We start from the raw sequence: 16,821 nt of genomic DNA, 5'->3' as shown, positions 1-16,821 counted from the left end.
GGTGAGGTAACGATCAAGCGCCATCGTTCATGCACAGCGAGTCATCCACGGCGGCTTGCTTCAGTTCCTGCTCCAGGTTGAGCACATACTCCGACGCGCTTCGGGCGTGACCGCTGGCGCGGAAGATCGCACGTTTGTCAGCCTTGAGCAGGCTGAGCCAGGAATCGATGTAGCCCTCGTGCCTCAGCTCTCCCTGTATACCGGTGTAGGCGCATAAAAACGCCGCGCCCATTTCAGCGATCAACTCCTCAAACGCGTAACCTGGTGAGCCGAACGGGCAGGATGAAACCACCCCCTCGCGCTGCAACCGAGCGTGATGCCCAGTCCAGTGCGTCAGCTCGTGAAGTGCGGTAGCGTAGTACCCACCCTCATCGTGAAATTGCGCTTTTGTTGGCAGTTGGATGAGATCCCTGATCGGGTGGTAAAAGGCTTCGTCGGCAGATCGATGAACGATGTGTGCACCTGAACTTAACAGCAGACGTTCCGCAGCGCTGTTGGCCTGGAAGGGGTCACTCGGTTCCGTCTCGAGCAAAGTTTCATTGAGCGCTTCGAGCCCCTCCGTTTGCTCGATGTTGAACAGAAAATGCGTCATGAGAATGCCAAAGTGAGCGACCTTGGGCTGACCGTTTTCATCGAGTACGGGTTGGCCTGACTCGGTCTGTTCCTCGCGCTCCATCGGCTTGTAGAGGACTGCCAGGGTGCTGTGCTCACCCTTACGGATGTGCCCGCCGGCCTTTTTGGCTTGGTTGAAGGTCAGCCAACGATCTTGAGTGAACCCCTGCAACCTAGCTTCGGCCCAGAGCAACGGTAAGTTGATCCCCGAGTAGGGACGACGCGTGATGGCGTTAATGGGGAAGGGTTGATGGTGAACGACGTCAGCTGAGCCACTTGAGGACCAGGGTTTGATCCAGGGGGCAACGCCTTGGTTCAACGCGGTAACGATCTTGTCAGTCACGTCTTGGTAGATATCGCGCATGGCATTTTCCTCGAGAGAAAACGGAGGAACGCCTTGCCCGTCGGGGAGGGTTCCCCGATTGGGTGAAGGGTGGATTGATGCAGGTCTTGCATGCTATCCGAATGTAGATTTGAGAGCCGAGTACGGTTATCTGTGTTTAGCGTTGGCCTCTCCTGCAAGCGCTATCAGCAAGGCACCAGGCTGGCCCGGTTCCTGGAGTAGGCTGAGACTCAGTTGCAGCAACGGGTCGTGGTCTGAGTCATCTGTTGGTTGAATGTGGACTACCTCGAACAGCACGTAGGGCCCGTGTGGATCGGCCAAGTGAGCCTCGAAGGCTGCGCGCAATACGTGGCTCAACCGATCGACCTGCAACTTCTCAGCGTGATCGGATTGCTCGAGCAGTACTGCGCGTTGCCACGCGCCAGGGGTGAACACGATGGGCAATCGAAGGGTGTTCAGCGTTTCCGGTGTCAGTGAGTCGGGCATGGTATGCCTCCGTTGAAAACGCGAAGAAACCTGCCCTGTGCGGGGAAAGATTTCCCCGCAGTGGGTTGAAGAAAATCAAGAGGGCTTATCTCACGAGCAGAGCTCGGAAGGTGCTCAGGAGAGCAGTAGGCGTTCATCACCGTAGAAACGGTCACCGTGCGAGCCACCGAACGCTAATCGCACTTGGGGAGAACCATCACCGAAGTGACGTAGCCTTGAAGGCTCTGGCTACCTGGGAGGGTGCTGTCGATAACAGCGATCCGTACCTTGTATTTAGCCGGACGATTTATATGGGTCAATCATTGTAGAGAAGCTGTGTCACGAGGTTTGTCTTCTGTCTTCCAGTGAAGATTTTTCGGCTGGACAAACGGATAAACGGTCAGGCACGGTCAGTTTTCAGTAGTAGGCTGTTACTCCTGCCTCAACCATGAAAACGCTCAGAAGAGGGCGAGACCATGCCAACTCCGAACCCTGTTCAGGTTTCCCGTGCCCACCGCTGGGCATATACCTGTGGCATGTCGGTGAAGCGTGGCCATCGTAAGTTGAAAGCGTTTGAGTCCCGCGCGGCTGAGCGAGCGGTGACGGCAGGTATACCTGCAGGTAATTTACTCGTTCGCGGGAGCTTTCTGATTGCCAAACTGGCATTGATCGGAGGATTGCTCTTTGTCAGTGCTTGGATGGTTACTTTCATTGTGATGATGCTGTCAGTCATCACTTTGCTATGGCTCAGGGCTTTTATTGGTGCCGATCACGAAGAGAAAAATCCAGGGCCAGACTACCTAGGTGCTGATCTCTACATCGGTGACTTCGACGACAATGGGCATTATATAGGCGACAGCAAGTCATCTAATTGAGCGCTTAGCAGCACCCAATATTTGTTCCGTACCTTTGCTCGCTGAATCACTTGCGGCTTTGCTACCGTTCGCCAACATGCCTTGAATCCCGTTGCCGACTGAATATCCTGCCCAGCTCATGGCCCCTAGAAACAGCATCGGCAGCACGATGAACATCGCCCCCATCACATACTCAATTACCTGCGCGGTGACCGTCCCATCCATAAACCCGGATGTGGGCAGCGATAACAGCACTTGATTGGAAGCCGAAACTTGGTTGTACAGGGTATCGAGCATGCTGGAGTCGACCCAGCGTGCTAACTCCCACCAGAAGCTCAGCATGTGTAAGGTGAAGAGCGCGAACGTCACCGTCATGACGGTCTTCAACTGGTAGGTACTGACCAACAGAATCAGCGGCAAGCTGATGATGATGCCCATGATCAGGAACGCTTGTACCATCGGCAAGGCTGCGCGTAGTGCATTCATTGCCGGGAAGTTGCTGAAGGAACCGAGGGCCAGCCCGGTATTGGTGGCCAGGTTATTGAGCCCCTGATTGATCGAACCGCCACGAGCGCTGGAGCCGTAGTCTTGGTACACCTGTCCGGGCGACATGGACATCGATTGCTGGCGCGGGCTTACCAGCTCACGCAGGGTGGCATCTTCGATCTCGCTGCTCGATCGCACCGTCAACCAACCTTTTAGCTGATTCAGCAGCGAAGGATCGACCTGCCGGATCAAGCGCTCGCGCAAGCCAACACCGCTATCACTCCACCACTGCTTGCAGGTGGGGTAGCCCGCGCCATTCTCCAGCCGCGGTAAGGAAACATCGCGGTTGTCGTCATACGGCCAGCTGACTCGCGGAGTGCGTGAACGATCCGTGTCGTAGTAGCCGGGCGTGTCGAGAAAATAGCTTGAACCGATCCACGCTGCGTCGTGACTTTGTGCCTTGTCCAGCTGCGGACGGTTGGTGAACAGGCGGGAGCGAGAATAGCCATAACAATCGCGAGTGAAATCGGCGACTTCCTGCAGCAGGACCTGACTGTCGATGCGCGAACTGTCGATCTCCATGCGCATCTGCCGGATATCCGGTGTGCAGGGAATGGAGGCGGTGGCTGCGGCGGTTACCCCTTTGCTCAAGGCATGCACCAGAAACCACCAGATCGGCACGTTGGCGGAGCGTTCGCCGATAGTATTGAAGGTCGTCCCCCAGGCGGTTTCCGTCGGTTGGGCCACACTCACGCCGCAGCGCTGGCTCGCCACATCATCGAACGTCATTGACGAGAGGCTCAACGGAAAGACCGGCGCGCAGCCAAACAACACGACGATGTAGGCCAGCCACAACCGGTTCTCGATCCGCGGCACCGAGAGCAATCCCTTGTTGCCTTCATCCGCGCCTTGCTGACGGGCCGACAGCCATTCCTGGAGGATGATCGCGCCGAAGGGCGCGGCAAATAGCCCGGTGTCGGACAGGACGCTCCAGAGTCCATTGTTGATGATCCAGGCCAGTAGGGAGAGGTAAAATTCCAGGTAGCTGTTGGTGCTCAGGAGCATGGTGGTGACCTCACAGTCGGGTGAGTTCGACGCAGGTAAAGAGCACGAGCCCTATTGTCCCGATGCGTTTCACGCGCAGTCGATCCTGGGGTCGATGTCGGTAGCGCTGAAGCAGATCCCACCAGAGCGCAAAGAGGGCGCCGTAGAGCAGGGCACGCCACCACCGCAGATAGGGTCGTACGGATTCGAATGCCTGCTGCCAGGCCTCGAAACTACCCAGCGCAGCGCGGCCGATCCAGGCGACCAGTGCGGCGGTCAGGATCATCACCGCGGCAATCCCCGAAGTCGCAAGCAAAGTGAATAGCGGTGAGCGTTTCATGGCTCACTTGCGCCTGGCGTCAGCGTCATTGAGTCGGCCCGGCTCAGGGTCGCCTTGTTCGACGGTACGCGAAGCATCGGCACCACCCGCATGTCGATCGAGCACCAGGCTGGCGGTATTGGTGGCCAGCATCTGCCGGACCTGCAGCTCGGTTTGTAGCAGACGTATTTCGCGCTCCAGGGCGTCGATATTTTTTGTCAAGGCGGTTTGGGCCGGCTCAGCGGAGGCGATGTTCGGTTCGTGACTGCCTGCCAGCAGGGTGCGCAGTAGCAGAAGCGCTTTGTCGAGCACACTGGACAAGGCCGTTTCACTGGCCAGGCGCCGTGCCAACAGATCCTGGTCAGGGTCGTCACGCAGGGCTTCGATCACGCCACGGGTCACCGGCAGCATCGGGCTCGAGGCTTTCGCCAGATTGTCAGGGGTGGGCGACAGTGAGCCGGACAGCAGCCCTTGCAGGGCCTTGAGACGTTCGCTGTAGGCCTCCTGGATCAGCGGCGTCAGTCCGCTGCCGGCGGTGGCACGCAGGGTTTCGCAGCTGTCGCAGGTCGCGACTTCGCTCTCGCCCAGTACGCGGACGGCCCATTCGGATTCCTCCTGGGGCGAGGTCCAAGTCTGGCAAATAGCCCCGCCTAAGCAGTCGCTGCTACTGATCGAGGCGCTGTCATCCACCGACCGGTTATGCAGCAGGTTGTAGCCTGCTCGCACTACGTCGGAAGTCACCCGGATGGGGGGCTGCCCACTACCTCCAGCCTTCTGGCCGCCGACCCAGGACACCCCATTGCTGCCGTTACGGGCCTCGGTGTTTTTCACCGCGGCCACTGCATCACCGCCGGTTTGCTCCAGGTTGCCCTGCATCTCCTGGTTCTTGGCCAGCGCGCCCCAGCCGGCTTGACCGACCTTGTCCGCCATCTTCTCGGCCATGGCTTGGCAGGTCAGTTTGGAACGGTCGAAGTCGATACGGCCCTGCATCACCCCGTTGCTCAACAGCTCATAGAGGCCAGGGTTAGCGCGTTGGATGATCAACGCCGGCAGCGACATCACTGCCTGGGTTGCGTTCTGCACGACGCTGCCCATGATCTGTTGGAAACCTTCGGTGGCGCCGTTCAGCTGGTTTTGCAGGGTGTTGGTGAGGCTCATGTTTCCGCACATCATGTTCGCTCGCCAGGACCCGCCGACACCGAGACCACTGGGTCGGTAGAGCGAACTCGGTGAGCCGACTGCCGAGCCGCCACCAATGGTGTACATCACCCGGTCGTCGAGTACTTCGCCTTGGGTACCCAGGCGGTAATCGCCCTCGGCGGCGTGGGCATGCGTGGCCATGGCGAGCAGTCCATAGAGCAGTAGGCTCTTCACGGCACGCCATGGTCGCGCGCGCAACCGGCTCATGATGCATCGCCTTCGAAGTCGATGCTGAACAGGAAGGTCTGCCCCTCACGTTTGCAGCAGCTATAGGGACGCCACAGCGACCAGGCGTAGCCGCCATCCGCGCTCTGTACCGGATCGCTGGGGAAGATGGCGCAGATGGACTGAACCTGGGGGTAGAGCAATTGCCATTTGTGAGTGGAAGCGTCGTTTTCAACGATCGGGCCAGGCGGCCAGTAGCCGTCGCCTTTGGCGGGCGTGAGCGGTAAGTACACATGCGGCTGCCCGTTACGGGTAATCACATCGCCGGCCCGTTGCGCCATCACCGCAGCGGCCTTGAAATCGTCGGGCTGTACCAGAAAACCCTGCCGGGGATAGACGTTGCCCCACATGTTTCCCGAAGCTTGACGACCGATTTCACGGATCCCCAGCATGAGCGACTCGGGGTAGAAACTTTCCGGAATGCCATGGCGCCAGGCCAGCGAGTCCAGGGTGCTCAGGTAGTAGGGCATGAGTGCGGTAGCGCCGCTGGCGCAGGCGTAGCCGGATTGCGACGCCAGTTGCGTGGCGGCCCAGCCACCTGGATGACCAATGCCATCGACGTTCTTGAAACGGGGCAGGTTGTTGCGCTGGGTGTTCGGCGTGATCAAGTTACCGCCACCTTCCGCACCGCTGATGGGAGAGGAGAGGGGGGCCATCTCGGTCCAGGGGTTATTGCCCGTGGTGGCGTAGCTCGAGACCACCAGTTCAGGAAGGAAATGACGAACCTTGGTCGAGGTTTTGACTGTGCAGCCGAAGGGCGTGCAAAGGAGCCAGTAACAAATGCCGACGACCCTGTAGGCGAGGCAATTTGGCGACAACACCGAGGACGTGATGCTGCCGGTATCCAGCGCCATGCTTGGGCCGCATGCCAGCAGAATGCTCAGCGCCAAAGGTCGTAGCTTTTGAAGCGCAATTGACGGGCATACGACAGGCATGATCCAGGCTCTTTGGGCTAATGGCCTGGACACGTTCAATGATTAAACGTACACCGTCAGTGATAAAGCTGAAGCTGGCGTTGTCGATTTACAAGGATTTGCAGGGCGACGAGGTGGCTATTCGATGCTCAGCGCACGGCGAAGGGCGTCTGGCTCGGTGAGTAGCTGAGCCGTTGTGATTTCGAGAATATTGGCGAGTTTGCACAGGACCATCAGCGACGGATTGCCCGTGCATCGTTCGATTTGACTGACGTAGGTACGATCGACCTCGGCCATGAGCGCCAACTGCTCTTGGGTAAGGTTCTTTATACGTCGCATCAAGCGGATGTTTTCCGCCAGTTGCAGACGCAGCTGTTCGTAGTCTTGAGTCATGCGCGCAAATTGCGCCTTGAGGGACTCTCAATCCACGGGATATAGTCTACATTGGTATTGATCTAGGCCATTTGATGCACATACCTGTTATCCAGCGTTCATTTGGTTTCGTTATGATTTCCAGGCTGGGTCCAGTGTCTAACAATAAAATCAGAACTCTAGGGTGTGTATGGACGAAAATTACATTTCAATTCCTGCGGCGGATGGTTGCTCAAGTCTTCTGACCCCTTGGGGCAACGAATTTGCTCCGATGATCGAACGTGGCGTGCAATGCGCTCAGGCTTGGCTTGATACGCCCGGCGAGATTCCACTGTGGTGGGAGCTGGCGCAAACACGCAAGACCTTTCCTGTGGGTGACTGCCAAGATGCCTTCGAAGCCGGATTCTTGTTAAGGATTCAGCAGCGGCTTCGAGGCGCATCGTAATAACCGGTCACTCGCTTTAGAGCGCGATACCTGAATAGATTTCCCTATGCAGGTCCTATGCCTCGCGCTCTATCGATCCGTTCAGCTACCCGATACGCCGCTTCCAGCTCTGAGCAGCCGTTCTCCTGCATCAGTGTCCAGCGCTCGGCCTTTTCCTCGGGTTCCGTCATGGCCAGCGCGAGGTAAAGGCTGGGCGGCACGGCCCGAAACAGCGTTTCGAGCTTCTTCGACAGCACGACCCCTTCGGTGTATTTCCCCGGCTCCTTGCTGGCGGAGAGCAACAAGGCTTTCTGTGCCGGCGTGAGCTTCTTGAACCGTGCGATTTCCTCAATCTCCGCCGGTGGCATGTTCAAACAAATCCACCATTCGATCATGTTGAGCATGGTCTGCGCGGCAGTGGGAAAGTCGGCAAGGTTTTGCGTCGCCAGCCAGAACCAAGCGCCGAGCTTGCGCCACATCTTCGTGCCCTTGACCACGAAGGGCGCCAGCAGCGGGTTTTTGGTGATGATGTGGCCTTCGTCGGTGACCATGATGATCGGCCGGCCCAGATACTGATCACGCTCGGCAAGGTTGTTCACGGTGTTCATCAGGCTGATGTAGCTGATGGACATCTGTGCTTCGTAGCCTTCACGAGCATAGGTGGCCAGGTCGACAATGGTCACATCGCTCTCGGGCCAAGGCGTGCCCTCACGATCGAACAGTTCAGCCTCGAAGCCTTGGCAGAACAGGTCGATGGACTCACCCATTTCCTGGGCGCGCTCGCGCCGCTTTTCCGGCAAGTGCGGGTCCGCGGCGACGCGCAGCAAGGCGTTGCGCACGTCGTGGGTCAGTACCTGACGACCCGACGCGACACAGGTCTGTGCTGCATCCAGAATACACTCGCGGATCAGGCTGCGATCGGCTCGACTCAGGCGCGCTTCTTCCTTGGCTTCGCCGCCGGTGATCATCAGTCGGGCGGTGATTTCCAGTTCGCCGAGAACATCGCGCTGGTCTTCGCGACTGCTTACCACCTCATCGTCCCACTCATCGATCGACAGACTCGCGACCTGATCCGGCTGCTCGACTAGGCGCCAAGCATCGGCAAAGGGGGCGAGACTGACCGAAGCGCCAGGTTTCAATTGGACCTTGTTGACCGATAGGCCGAGTGTCGCGAAGTAGTCGCCCTGCAAGCCGAATGAGTTGCCGGCCTCGACGATAAACAGGCGAGGGCGGTACACCGCCATGGCCTGCATCAGCAGGGTGACCAGGGTCGCCGATTTGCCGGCTCCAGTCGGACCGAACAACAGCATATGACCGTTCATGGCCCGGTCCAGGCGTGACAACGGATCAAAGCTTAACGGCGAGCCACCGCGATTGAACAGGGTGATGCCTGGGTGGCCGGTGCCTGTGCTGCGGCCCCACACCGGAACCAGGTTCGCCAGATGCTGGGCGAACATCAGGCGTGTATACCAGTTGCGCATGTCCCGGGCCGGGTTGTAAGTCATCGGTAACCAACGCAGGTAGCTGTTGCAGGCGGCGACTTCATCACCTTCCCGCACTGGTTGCAGCCCCGCACCCAGCAGCGCGTTGGCCAGGCTGACGGAGCGCTGGTGCAGTTGCTGTTCATCGTGACCGCGCACGTAGAACGCCAGCGTGCCGCGGTACAGCTTGTGCTGGCGACCGATGATCGCGCGAGCCTCTTCAACATCCTGGCGGGTCTGGGTTGAGGCCAGGTTTTCACCGATGGCTTTGCGAGCAAGGCGGTTCAACTGCTCCTCAAGTACATCCTGCGGTATGACCACCAAGGTCAGGCTCATCACCGTACCTTCGGGTAACTGGTCGAACAGTGCGTTCACCGCATCGCCCTTATGGGTTTCGCCGGTGAGTTGGCCAATCAAGGGTGCCCGCCGCAGTTTGTCCACCACCATCACCCGGTGGGGCTGATCGTCGAAAAACCAGAGTCCGCATTGCACATCCGAGCGCGGTTCGTTGAAGAACAGCCGCTCGGCAAAGTCGTGATCGAAGGGCAGTTCCAGCGACTCGCCATCGCCCGGCTCCGGAGATGCCACGCGGCGATAAAACTCCTCGGGCGCTTCATCGGTGAGCTTGGGGGCCGGATTGAACCAGGGCACTAGCCAGGCAGACAAACCTCGTCCATCGACTCGCATCGATTGCACTCCACACGCCTGCAGCGAAGCCGTAACCCGTTCGCAAGCCTGTTGCAGGGATTGCACCGGGGTGAGTCCCGTCGCCTCTGCGTCAGACTCAAGCCAGCGATAGACCACCAGGCGTACCCGGCGGTTATTGCCACGCCAGGGCAGGCGTGTAACCACCTTATCCTCAAACAGACCACCGGGCTTGGCGATGGCCTTCAGATGACGGCGGCTGAGTTCCAAATACGCCTCGGTGAAGATGGTGCCTCGCGCTCTGTCCTGAATATAGCCAGTGAGCCGATTGAGGTAGGGGGAGAAGTCGTTGTCATCCTGGCAGAAAAACTGCGCCACCCACGGCGCTTGGTCCAGCTCGTCAAAGCTATCCTGCAGGGTATCCTCCAGGGCATCGCGGGCGGTCATCAACCAATCGGGTTCGCGCCCTTCAGTGCCAATGGGCAGCAACTCGAACACGGCACCCACCGAGCGGTTGTCATCCAGTAGAAAACACTGCTCGGTGTCGAGGTATTCGACCCATGGCAGGTGATCGGTGAAGCTGGGGTTATGCGCATAGAGTGCAGCTTCATCGGCCAAGGTGGCGCGAGGGCGCAATGGGTGGCGCCAGGCTTTCCATGCAGAAGTGCGGTTGCCCGCATCGCTGGTACGCACTACAAGTCTTCCTGACGTTCACCGGGTAATGCGTACTGCACCCGTTGGTAGAACGGAAAGACGGTCGAGTAACCCGGAACCGGTGCCTGCTCGGTACCACTCAAATGCGGATACACGTACAGCACCAGATCGGGATTGGGGAGGCGCGGGAACAGGTTGCGGATCTCGTTCGCTGCGGTGCGCGTGTACGGTTCCTGGAGAGCCGCGGAGACATCTGCCTGAGCCAGCGGGCGGCGTAGCTGCTGTCGAGCCTCCAGCAGTTGCTGCTGAGTGCCTTGCGAACCGGCGCCGTTCCAGATATCCATCATAGTTTGCTCGCCATGGGGCAGCAGCGTGTCTTTGTCGGTGGAACACCCCGACAGAACCCAGCAGAACACGCTAATCCAGGTCAGGCAGAGAGGCATGGTCTTTTTCATGGCGAACGCTCCGGCCCTTGGGCTCGTAGTCGATGGTGATCTCATGGTCGAGGTGCAGCGCGACCTGTGCGGCCGGTGGCACGTACACGGCAGCGAAGGCTTCGCCATACAGTTTGTTGACCCACTCGCGGATGTCGCTGACCCCACCACTGAGAATTGAATTCAGCGCGGTATTACCACTGCTATTGGTGACCCCGAGCGTACTGCCGCCCGAACTGATCACGCTGCTGTTGTTCCGCTCATCCCCGAGCAAGGCGGCGACACCGGCGCCGGCCGCCGTGATGAGGCTCTGGCTACCGAGGTATTGCTGGGCGTTCGAGCGGCGCTCGCCAGCGATGCAAGGAATGCCATACGGATCGGACAGGTAACCGAGCCCGCCACGGATCTTGTCGGTGTTCGAGCTCTGGGTGGTGGACGCAGTGCGGCTGGCTACCGCCTTCGGCTGAGGCACCGTGCGGATGGTGCCATCGGTAAACACAAAGGTAATTGACTCGACCTGTCCGCGTACGCAGGACAGGGTCCAGTCACCGGACGCCGTGCCGCTCATCACGGCCCCCGCGACGTCCGGCAGGTCGATGCCGTTGGCGGTCAGGTTCTCCGGACCGACCAGCACCTTGAAGGGATAGGGGTCATTCACGGTGCCGTCCACCGGGACTCGGCCGATCAGCGCGGTCATGGCGACCGAGCCCATCAGCGTGGCGTTTTCGGGGATCGTGTAGACCGGCTTCGCGCCTTCGGTACGATCAACGGATCGCCTCCGGTCACGCTCACCCTGGGTGACGGTACGCAGCTGTTTCTGGCTGCGATCAATCGAGTTGTCTTTCAAGCCTTCCAGAGAGTTGAAAGCGGTAGGCAGGCTCAGTGCGGAGGAAGTCGTGGTTTTGCCTCTGGCGTCGGTGGACGGAGCATCCGAGGGTTCAATCCACTGCAGCGCATCACTGGTAGAGTGTCGCCCTTCGAACTGAGCGCCGTCGCCGGGCTCAAGCCCCAATCCGATCGGCATGTCCTTGCTTTTGCCAGCCAGCCCCGACAACTGTTCCTGCAATTGCGTCAGCAGGCCGCGAGCCTGACGACTGTCTTGTTCCGCTTTGAGTCGGGCCTCGTTGGCTTGGCGGCGGCCTTCGTCGACCTGCTGGGTCACACTGCCAAGCGCGGTCTGGATGCGCGAGTCGACACTGTTTTCCCGTTCGCGCAGGCGGCTGTTTTCCGTCAACAGCGAATCGTTGTGTTTCTTCAAACCGAGCATGTCGCTGCGCATGGCCTTCACCTGCCCGACCAGGGTGGCGACCGTGTCGCGTGGAGTATCGCCAGCAATGCCGAGCGACTTGGCTTGCTCGGCGGATAACTGAAGGTTGCCCTGATCAACCGAGCTCTCTGGAGAGGGCGCGCTGCTACCCGCGACCCAGGTTTTCAGGATGATCACCACCACGGCCAGCAGCGCAGCTGGTACCAGCCATTTGAGCAAGGCGTTAGCTTTCATCGTCAGCACCTGGCGCAACGGGCGGAAGCAGCACGGCGTGTTCGAGGCCGGCACCGCGGGTGATGAGGTAGGCGATCGTGGTGTCTTCGGCACTGCCGACAGGTCCGAGGAAAGCATGCTGGAAGGCTGCGGCGAACAGCTTGGCTTGAAGCCGGCGGGGATCGAGTTGCACTGTCGCTGAACCGCGATTGCGCAACTTCACCGCCGTCACCCAGTAATCACCGAGTCGCCAGGCAGCGATGGGTGTGCTGGACACGTTTTCGGTCGGCAGCAGGGTTGGAAGTTCGGTGCGCAGCTTGAGTGGTATGCGGCGGACGCCGGGCAGGGATTCTACGGTGCGCAGCGGCGCGTACAGGCTTTGCGCGGCGTAGCGTGTCAAAGCGACCGGGATCGGTGTACGTTCTGGAACCGGGACGGTGCTGGATTCCGCCTCGGTAGCCTGCACCTGAGCATTCTTGAGAATTCGCACGGGCTCCAGCGGTTGATCGCCAGGAGTAGCCGCGATATCCAGGAGGATGATCTCGCCCGTTCCCACTGATTGCAGTTGCAGTCGGGTCGGTGCAATGGCTTCCGACGCTCGCAGGTACAGCGTGCCGCCGGTTGATTGCACGCGCAGCTTGCCCGTCAGGGTTGAGGGCACGCCAACTCGAACAGCCTCATCGACAAAGACCACCCGCTCCTGATTGATCACCAGTGGGACCGCGAGGGGGAGGCGTTCCCAATGCATCAGCTCGACGGCCTGCGCTGCAGTTCCCCATAGCATCAGTGCGACGGGGAGTCCCAGGGTCGACATCCGCTTCATGGCTCACCTCCAGGCAGGGAGATTTTTTGCGGCGTGCCTTGATAACAATCCAGTGCCAGCCCCCACTTATTGCGTTCGGGGTCCAGATCAAAACGCACCACGCGTAATGGATAACGCACCACCACCCGTTTCACCGGTTCGGCGGCGTAATACTCATCGGCGTTGAGGTCGAGCTTGACCAGCCAGCTGTCGCGATCGAGTTGCTTGACCCTGAGTTCCGGGTCCTCGCTGTAGCCTCGACCCAGAATTTCGTAGACGCCACGCACCCGCTGGCGCAGCTCGCCGGCGGCCTTGCGGTACTCGTAGTCGCCGTCAAGGAAGGCCTTGCAGGCGGGTGTCAGGTAGGACTGCAAGCCATAGATGGCGCGGCGATAATCCTGCTCGCCATCCGAGGGCCAGCGGTTGAGCTGGCCAAAGATATACAGGGCAAAGGCATAGACATTCTCTGAGGGGATATCCCACCACTTGCGCGTGCTGCCCGAGCGCAGATCTGGCGGTACATGCACGGTCAGATCGGTCGGCGCCGAGCGCCAGCCATACCAGAGTCCGGCACAGACCAGGGCGAGGATCGCTACCGCCAGACGCAGGCTGAAGATGTGGGCCTGCTGGGCATCCACCTTGTTCCGAAAACGGCTCATCGCTGCCTCCGGGACAGAGCAGGGCGCAGCCGACGCGAGCGACGGACCGTCCAGGCGCCGGAGTGAAGGATCAAACTCCCGCGACCCAGGCGCCAACGGCTGGCCAATACCCATTCGAGCTTGCGGTAAAACCAGGTCTCGGGACGGGCCCGTTTGGCCCGACGCAGTAGCGTGCCACCGGCAAATAACACCAGCGCCATGCCCGCGATCATGCCGGTCGGTGCCACGGCAATGGAAGCGGTGGCGATCGCCAGAGGAACGCCCAGCAGCAGGCCGACGAGTGCGCCGACACCGAGCGCTACCCACATCTCATCATTGGTCAAACCACGCAATACGGCGGGATCACGATTGAGTCGCTCCGGCAGAAAGACCAAGGTGCCGTCGGCAAGACGTTCGATAGTGTCGTTCATGTCGACCTCACAGAATCGCGGCGGCCTTGGTCAGGAACCAGATGATGATCACCACCAGCAGGGCGCCAATGCCGACCACAGCGCCGAGATCTTTCCAGGTCTTGCGCTGGTTCTGCACATCGGCATACACCGTCAGCGAGTGCCAGGCCACACCCAAGAAAGCGAGCAGGGCGATCAGCAGGCCGAGCAGGATGCCGCCGTCGTAGGCGTAGTTTTTGATCGTTTCGATCAACCCGGAACCTTCACCACGCGACGGGGCTTCCATGGTCGGGAGTTCAGCAAAAGCCAAGCTTGGACCGAGCACCAGCAGCAGACCAATCAAGCGCTGACTGGCACGATCACGCAGGTTGTTTTTCAGGGGGGCAAGGCACTTGAGCATGGCGGCGATCTCCTGGATTAGGACAGGGTGAAGAACATCAGTGCGAGCAGGGCGAGTAAGACGCGCGCGGCGCTGCCGCCGAAGGCACCGAATCGCACGCTGCCGCTCGCCCAACCCCGGTAAGCCGTCCACATCACCCAGGCACACCACAGCAAAGCCAGGACGAGAACCAGAGACAGCCAAAGTGTCGAACTGCTCTGCGCCGAAAAGCCGGATGCGTTTTGGAAGGCCGCGGTCTGGGCGTCAGTCATGCTCATGGCGAGGACTCCGCGGACGGGATGTCGAGGCGGTAATCGCCGACCAACTCAGTTGGATCGCGGGGTTGCGCACGGGAAGGGGATAGATAGCCCTTCACACCTTGGCGAATGCGCTGGATATCGTGAGTCAGGCGAGGGTAGTCAAAGCGATAACGTGTATTTGATTCTGGTGCTTCAAAACGTGACGCCCGTTGTACCAACGTGTCGAGGGTATCGAGCTGTCGGATGAGTAGAGTGAGCTGCTGCTCCTGCTCTCCCGCTGCATAGCTGTCGCTGTGAGCCGCAATCAGAGTGAGCATGAGAAAACGAATAGGAAAAACGGACATTTTGTTGGTCCCGACATTGGTCTGGAATTAAGATCTCCGAGGGAAGAGAGAGCGTCAGCAGATTATTCGAGCTGGGTGTGATCGGTTTTTGATTTCAGTTGTCATTATGGAGCTATGGAAGTGCTGGAAGGAATTAAGGATAGAGTTGTAGTTGAAGTTGCTGAAAGCCTGGCTGGGCGCTCTGATGAGGAGATTTTGCAATTCTTTAGGTCAACTGCGACATTTGCAAGGAAGTATGCAGTAAGTTACGAGCTCGAAGGGCCGATGCATCTGGTGCTCGATAATAGTATTATTCAGTCCTTTAAACACAGGTTGACTGATGCTAACCGCGATCTGCAGGCATTGTCATATACTGTGTTCACTAGGTTTGTAACAGGTTGGAGCGATCGCGAGACGTATTTGGCGGTGACGCCGGCAGCCCTCTATGAACATATGGGACGTCGGGGGAATATTACGGCTGAAGAGGCGTTATGTGCACTCGAAGAACTGCAAGTGTTTTTCGTTGGTACAGGTCTACGTATGACATGGGTAGGTTTTAAGTCTATAGAGGATTTGGTGGAGAGTCTTGTGGCAATCCGTGCTGATGACTTATATCTGACAAAGTACTTTAAGCAAGTTAAAGAGAGGAGTTGGAGGACTGATCTCAAGGCGCCTTTCGGTGTGAAAATTCCCTTGGGTATTGCATATCGTGAGATACCCGATGATTTGCCACTGAAATACTTTAGCCCAGGGTATGTTAAGTTTGTGCTGGCGAGTCGAGTTGAACGGTCTATCATCCGAGAGTCACAGCATAACCCCGAGGCAATGCCGATTGGTAGCGGTCCAATGTCTGATGCTCTAGCTGATCTCAACGAGTTTAATAAAAAGGGGGCTTTGTCAGGGTTAGGGGATATCGACATGTTACAAGTGTGTGATGGCTCTCGACAGTATCAAGAAAGGGCCGGTTATGTTTTGGTGGGACAGACGCTGGACGCTAAACTCGCAGAGGTTCTTCAGCATAGACATTCGTACTTCGAGAGTATGGGAGTCGAATTCGGGAGCCCAAATGCGGAGCAACAGACTAGAGATATGGTCAATTTTATGTTTTCAAAACCATTTTCGGAACACCAGAAGCGTGGGGAATGGATTCAGCCTATGTTGAAGGATTTTGTGGATACAATCGCCAGTGGTTGTAAAGTGGCAATTTCCAATGCCAATCATAGCTAGTGCATTGATCCACAGTGCAGTCGTAAAATTTTAAAGGTACTTCTTGAATGTCGCCGCAGTGATTGCCGTTGTTACCCCAAGCATCGCGGCGCACGGTACAAAAATAACGAGTGGGTTGAGCGAAAAGGGCAGTGATAGGTAAATAATCCAGGGCACGATTAGCAATGGTGTCACTGCCCGCTTAGCACGGTGATAGACAAAACTGCTCTCTCGCCCAGCGCCAAATTTTCGCAGGTCTCGGCGCATCAGGCCATCCACAAAACCGGTGAGCATGGCCAGCAGAAACAGGGGGGTAGCCAGGACCAGAATGAACAGGCGCACCACGAAGGTAAATGTTACATACACCGCCGCCAGCACGAAATCCTCAATGCTTACGTAGAGCTGATTGATCCCGCTCCAGAAGCCATTACCCTGGCTCGATACCCGCGCCTGCTGGGCAAAGTCCGCAAAGCCGGTCTTGACCAGCAGCCACTGATTGAGGAAATCCAGCACCTGGACAATCGTTTGCCCGGGTTGTTGAATGATGAGTGAGGATTTGAAGTGGTCGCTGAGCCAACCCAACTCATTGGTTAGCATGGCCTGGCTGTGTCGCCAGCCCTGATCACCCCAGAAGAGCATCAGGCCCGCGAACTCAATCAGAATCGAGAACAGCAACGAGGCGATCAGCAAGCCAATGATGCGCAGTACCAGGCTGATCGCCGAGACAATCAGTCCTGGGCGCTGGATCGGTTGTGGCGGCGTGTTCTGTGCGGAAGTCGCCATCGTTCACTCCATTGCGCGCTGCAGAGTTGATGTGGGCACGACGCCTGCTGGATCGTTTTCTGCTGAAC

At 58.5% G+C, this 16,821-nt stretch carries 20 protein-coding genes; 3 read left to right on the top strand and 17 right to left on the bottom strand.

Features of this window, described 5'->3' with window-relative positions:
• Window positions 1-13: 13 nt before the first annotated feature.
• A complete protein-coding gene (locus ACHPFG_RS21160; RefSeq protein WP_103408623.1) occupies window positions 14-976 on the bottom strand; it encodes an ArdC family protein in 963 nt (320 codons plus the stop codon).
• 126 nt (window positions 977-1,102) lie between these two features.
• The gene (locus tag ACHPFG_RS21155) at window positions 1,103-1,441 is read right to left on the bottom strand and encodes a hypothetical protein (protein WP_103408624.1); all 339 of its coding nucleotides are present in this window, start codon (window positions 1,439-1,441) and stop codon (window positions 1,103-1,105) included.
• Between the two features lie 455 nt (window positions 1,442-1,896).
• Here ACHPFG_RS21155 and ACHPFG_RS21150 point away from each other — a divergent pair, with 455 nt between their 5' ends.
• Complete coding sequence (locus ACHPFG_RS21150; protein ID WP_103408625.1) at window positions 1,897-2,295, top strand: DUF3742 family protein; 399 nt, start codon at window positions 1,897-1,899, stop codon at window positions 2,293-2,295.
• On the opposite strand, the gene ACHPFG_RS21145 is transcribed toward ACHPFG_RS21150, so the two are convergent.
• The 5 genes from ACHPFG_RS21145 to ACHPFG_RS21125 all read right to left on the bottom strand — a co-directional run bounded on the left by ACHPFG_RS21145 (window position 2,284) and on the right by ACHPFG_RS21125 (window position 6,855).
• Window positions 2,284-3,825 carry a conjugal transfer protein TraG N-terminal domain-containing protein gene (locus ACHPFG_RS21145; protein ID WP_103408626.1) on the bottom strand — a complete coding sequence of 514 codons (1,542 nt, stop codon included), beginning with the start codon at window positions 3,823-3,825 and terminating at the stop codon, window positions 2,284-2,286. The two genes, ACHPFG_RS21150 and ACHPFG_RS21145, sit on opposite strands and share 12 nt — an antisense overlap.
• A gap of 10 nt (window positions 3,826-3,835) precedes the next feature.
• Window positions 3,836-4,144 carry a hypothetical protein gene (locus ACHPFG_RS21140; protein WP_103408627.1) on the bottom strand — a complete coding sequence of 103 codons (309 nt, stop codon included), beginning with the start codon at window positions 4,142-4,144 and terminating at the stop codon, window positions 3,836-3,838.
• Window positions 4,145-4,147: 3 nt separating this feature from the next.
• Window positions 4,148-5,530, bottom strand: a complete 1,383-nt coding sequence (locus ACHPFG_RS21135) for an integrating conjugative element protein (RefSeq protein ID WP_103408628.1) — start codon at window positions 5,528-5,530, stop codon at window positions 4,148-4,150.
• Entirely contained in the window at window positions 5,527-6,483 is a 957-nt protein-coding gene (locus tag ACHPFG_RS21130) for a TIGR03756 family integrating conjugative element protein (RefSeq protein WP_103408629.1), read from the bottom strand. Before ACHPFG_RS21130 ends, ACHPFG_RS21135 begins: the two co-directional genes overlap by 4 nt.
• A 117-nt stretch (window positions 6,484-6,600) precedes the next feature.
• Window positions 6,601-6,855 carry a helix-turn-helix domain-containing protein gene (locus ACHPFG_RS21125; RefSeq protein WP_103408630.1) on the bottom strand — a complete coding sequence of 85 codons (255 nt, stop codon included), beginning with the start codon at window positions 6,853-6,855 and terminating at the stop codon, window positions 6,601-6,603.
• 169 nt (window positions 6,856-7,024) lie between these two features.
• Here ACHPFG_RS21125 and ACHPFG_RS21120 point away from each other — a divergent pair, with 169 nt between their 5' ends.
• Window positions 7,025-7,279, top strand: a complete 255-nt coding sequence (locus ACHPFG_RS21120; protein WP_103408631.1) for a LasR-specific antiactivator QslA — start codon at window positions 7,025-7,027, stop codon at window positions 7,277-7,279.
• Window positions 7,280-7,323: 44 nt separating this feature from the next.
• Here the strand turns inward: ACHPFG_RS21120 and ACHPFG_RS21115 are convergent, their stop codons facing one another.
• Genes ACHPFG_RS21115 through ACHPFG_RS21075 form a run of 9 tightly spaced genes read right to left on the bottom strand, consistent with a single transcriptional unit; the run spans window position 7,324 to window position 14,785 of the window.
• Window positions 7,324-10,077, bottom strand: a complete 2,754-nt coding sequence (locus tag ACHPFG_RS21115) for a conjugative transfer ATPase (protein WP_103408632.1) — start codon at window positions 10,075-10,077, stop codon at window positions 7,324-7,326.
• Complete coding sequence (locus tag ACHPFG_RS21110; protein WP_103408633.1) at window positions 10,077-10,493, bottom strand: TIGR03751 family conjugal transfer lipoprotein; 417 nt, start codon at window positions 10,491-10,493, stop codon at window positions 10,077-10,079. The genes ACHPFG_RS21115 and ACHPFG_RS21110 overlap by 1 nt, the downstream gene beginning before the upstream one ends.
• The gene (locus ACHPFG_RS21105; RefSeq protein WP_103408634.1) at window positions 10,456-11,973 is read right to left on the bottom strand and encodes a TIGR03752 family integrating conjugative element protein; all 1,518 of its coding nucleotides are present in this window, start codon (window positions 11,971-11,973) and stop codon (window positions 10,456-10,458) included. The genes ACHPFG_RS21110 and ACHPFG_RS21105 overlap by 38 nt, the downstream gene beginning before the upstream one ends.
• On the bottom strand, window positions 11,963-12,775 hold the full coding sequence (locus ACHPFG_RS21100) for a TIGR03749 family integrating conjugative element protein (protein WP_103408635.1): 813 nt from the start codon (window positions 12,773-12,775) through the stop codon (window positions 11,963-11,965). Before ACHPFG_RS21100 ends, ACHPFG_RS21105 begins: the two co-directional genes overlap by 11 nt.
• Complete coding sequence (locus ACHPFG_RS21095; RefSeq protein WP_103408636.1) at window positions 12,772-13,413, bottom strand: PFL_4703 family integrating conjugative element protein; 642 nt, start codon at window positions 13,411-13,413, stop codon at window positions 12,772-12,774. Before ACHPFG_RS21095 ends, ACHPFG_RS21100 begins: the two co-directional genes overlap by 4 nt.
• Window positions 13,410-13,823 (bottom strand): TIGR03750 family conjugal transfer protein, encoded by a 414-nt coding sequence (locus ACHPFG_RS21090; RefSeq protein ID WP_103408637.1) that lies wholly within the window; start codon window positions 13,821-13,823, stop codon window positions 13,410-13,412. The genes ACHPFG_RS21095 and ACHPFG_RS21090 overlap by 4 nt, the downstream gene beginning before the upstream one ends.
• Window positions 13,824-13,830: 7 nt before the next feature.
• Entirely contained in the window at window positions 13,831-14,202 is a 372-nt protein-coding gene (locus ACHPFG_RS21085; RefSeq protein WP_060738069.1) for a TIGR03745 family integrating conjugative element membrane protein, read from the bottom strand.
• A gap of 17 nt (window positions 14,203-14,219) precedes the next feature.
• A complete protein-coding gene (locus ACHPFG_RS21080; RefSeq protein ID WP_103408638.1) occupies window positions 14,220-14,459 on the bottom strand; it encodes a TIGR03758 family integrating conjugative element protein in 240 nt (79 codons plus the stop codon).
• Window positions 14,456-14,785, bottom strand: coding sequence for an RAQPRD family integrative conjugative element protein (locus tag ACHPFG_RS21075; protein ID WP_103408639.1), 330 nt, complete (start codon window positions 14,783-14,785; stop codon window positions 14,456-14,458). The genes ACHPFG_RS21080 and ACHPFG_RS21075 overlap by 4 nt, the downstream gene beginning before the upstream one ends.
• Before the next feature lie 120 nt (window positions 14,786-14,905).
• Here ACHPFG_RS21075 and ACHPFG_RS21070 point away from each other — a divergent pair, with 120 nt between their 5' ends.
• Window positions 14,906-15,991 carry a hypothetical protein gene (locus ACHPFG_RS21070; protein WP_259191896.1) on the top strand — a complete coding sequence of 362 codons (1,086 nt, stop codon included), beginning with the start codon at window positions 14,906-14,908 and terminating at the stop codon, window positions 15,989-15,991.
• Window positions 15,992-16,021: 30 nt separating this feature from the next.
• Here ACHPFG_RS21070 and ACHPFG_RS21065 read toward each other — a convergent pair whose 3' ends face one another.
• On the bottom strand, window positions 16,022-16,753 hold the full coding sequence (locus tag ACHPFG_RS21065) for a TIGR03747 family integrating conjugative element membrane protein (RefSeq protein WP_103408641.1): 732 nt from the start codon (window positions 16,751-16,753) through the stop codon (window positions 16,022-16,024).
• Window positions 16,754-16,821: the final 68 nt, after the last annotated feature.

It is taken from the genome of Pseudomonas sp. BR20, from assembly GCF_050780135.1.
In the GTDB taxonomy this organism is placed as follows: Bacteria; Pseudomonadota; Gammaproteobacteria; order Pseudomonadales; family Pseudomonadaceae; genus Aquipseudomonas.
This window is presented reverse-complemented; position numbering and strand designations above follow the sequence as displayed.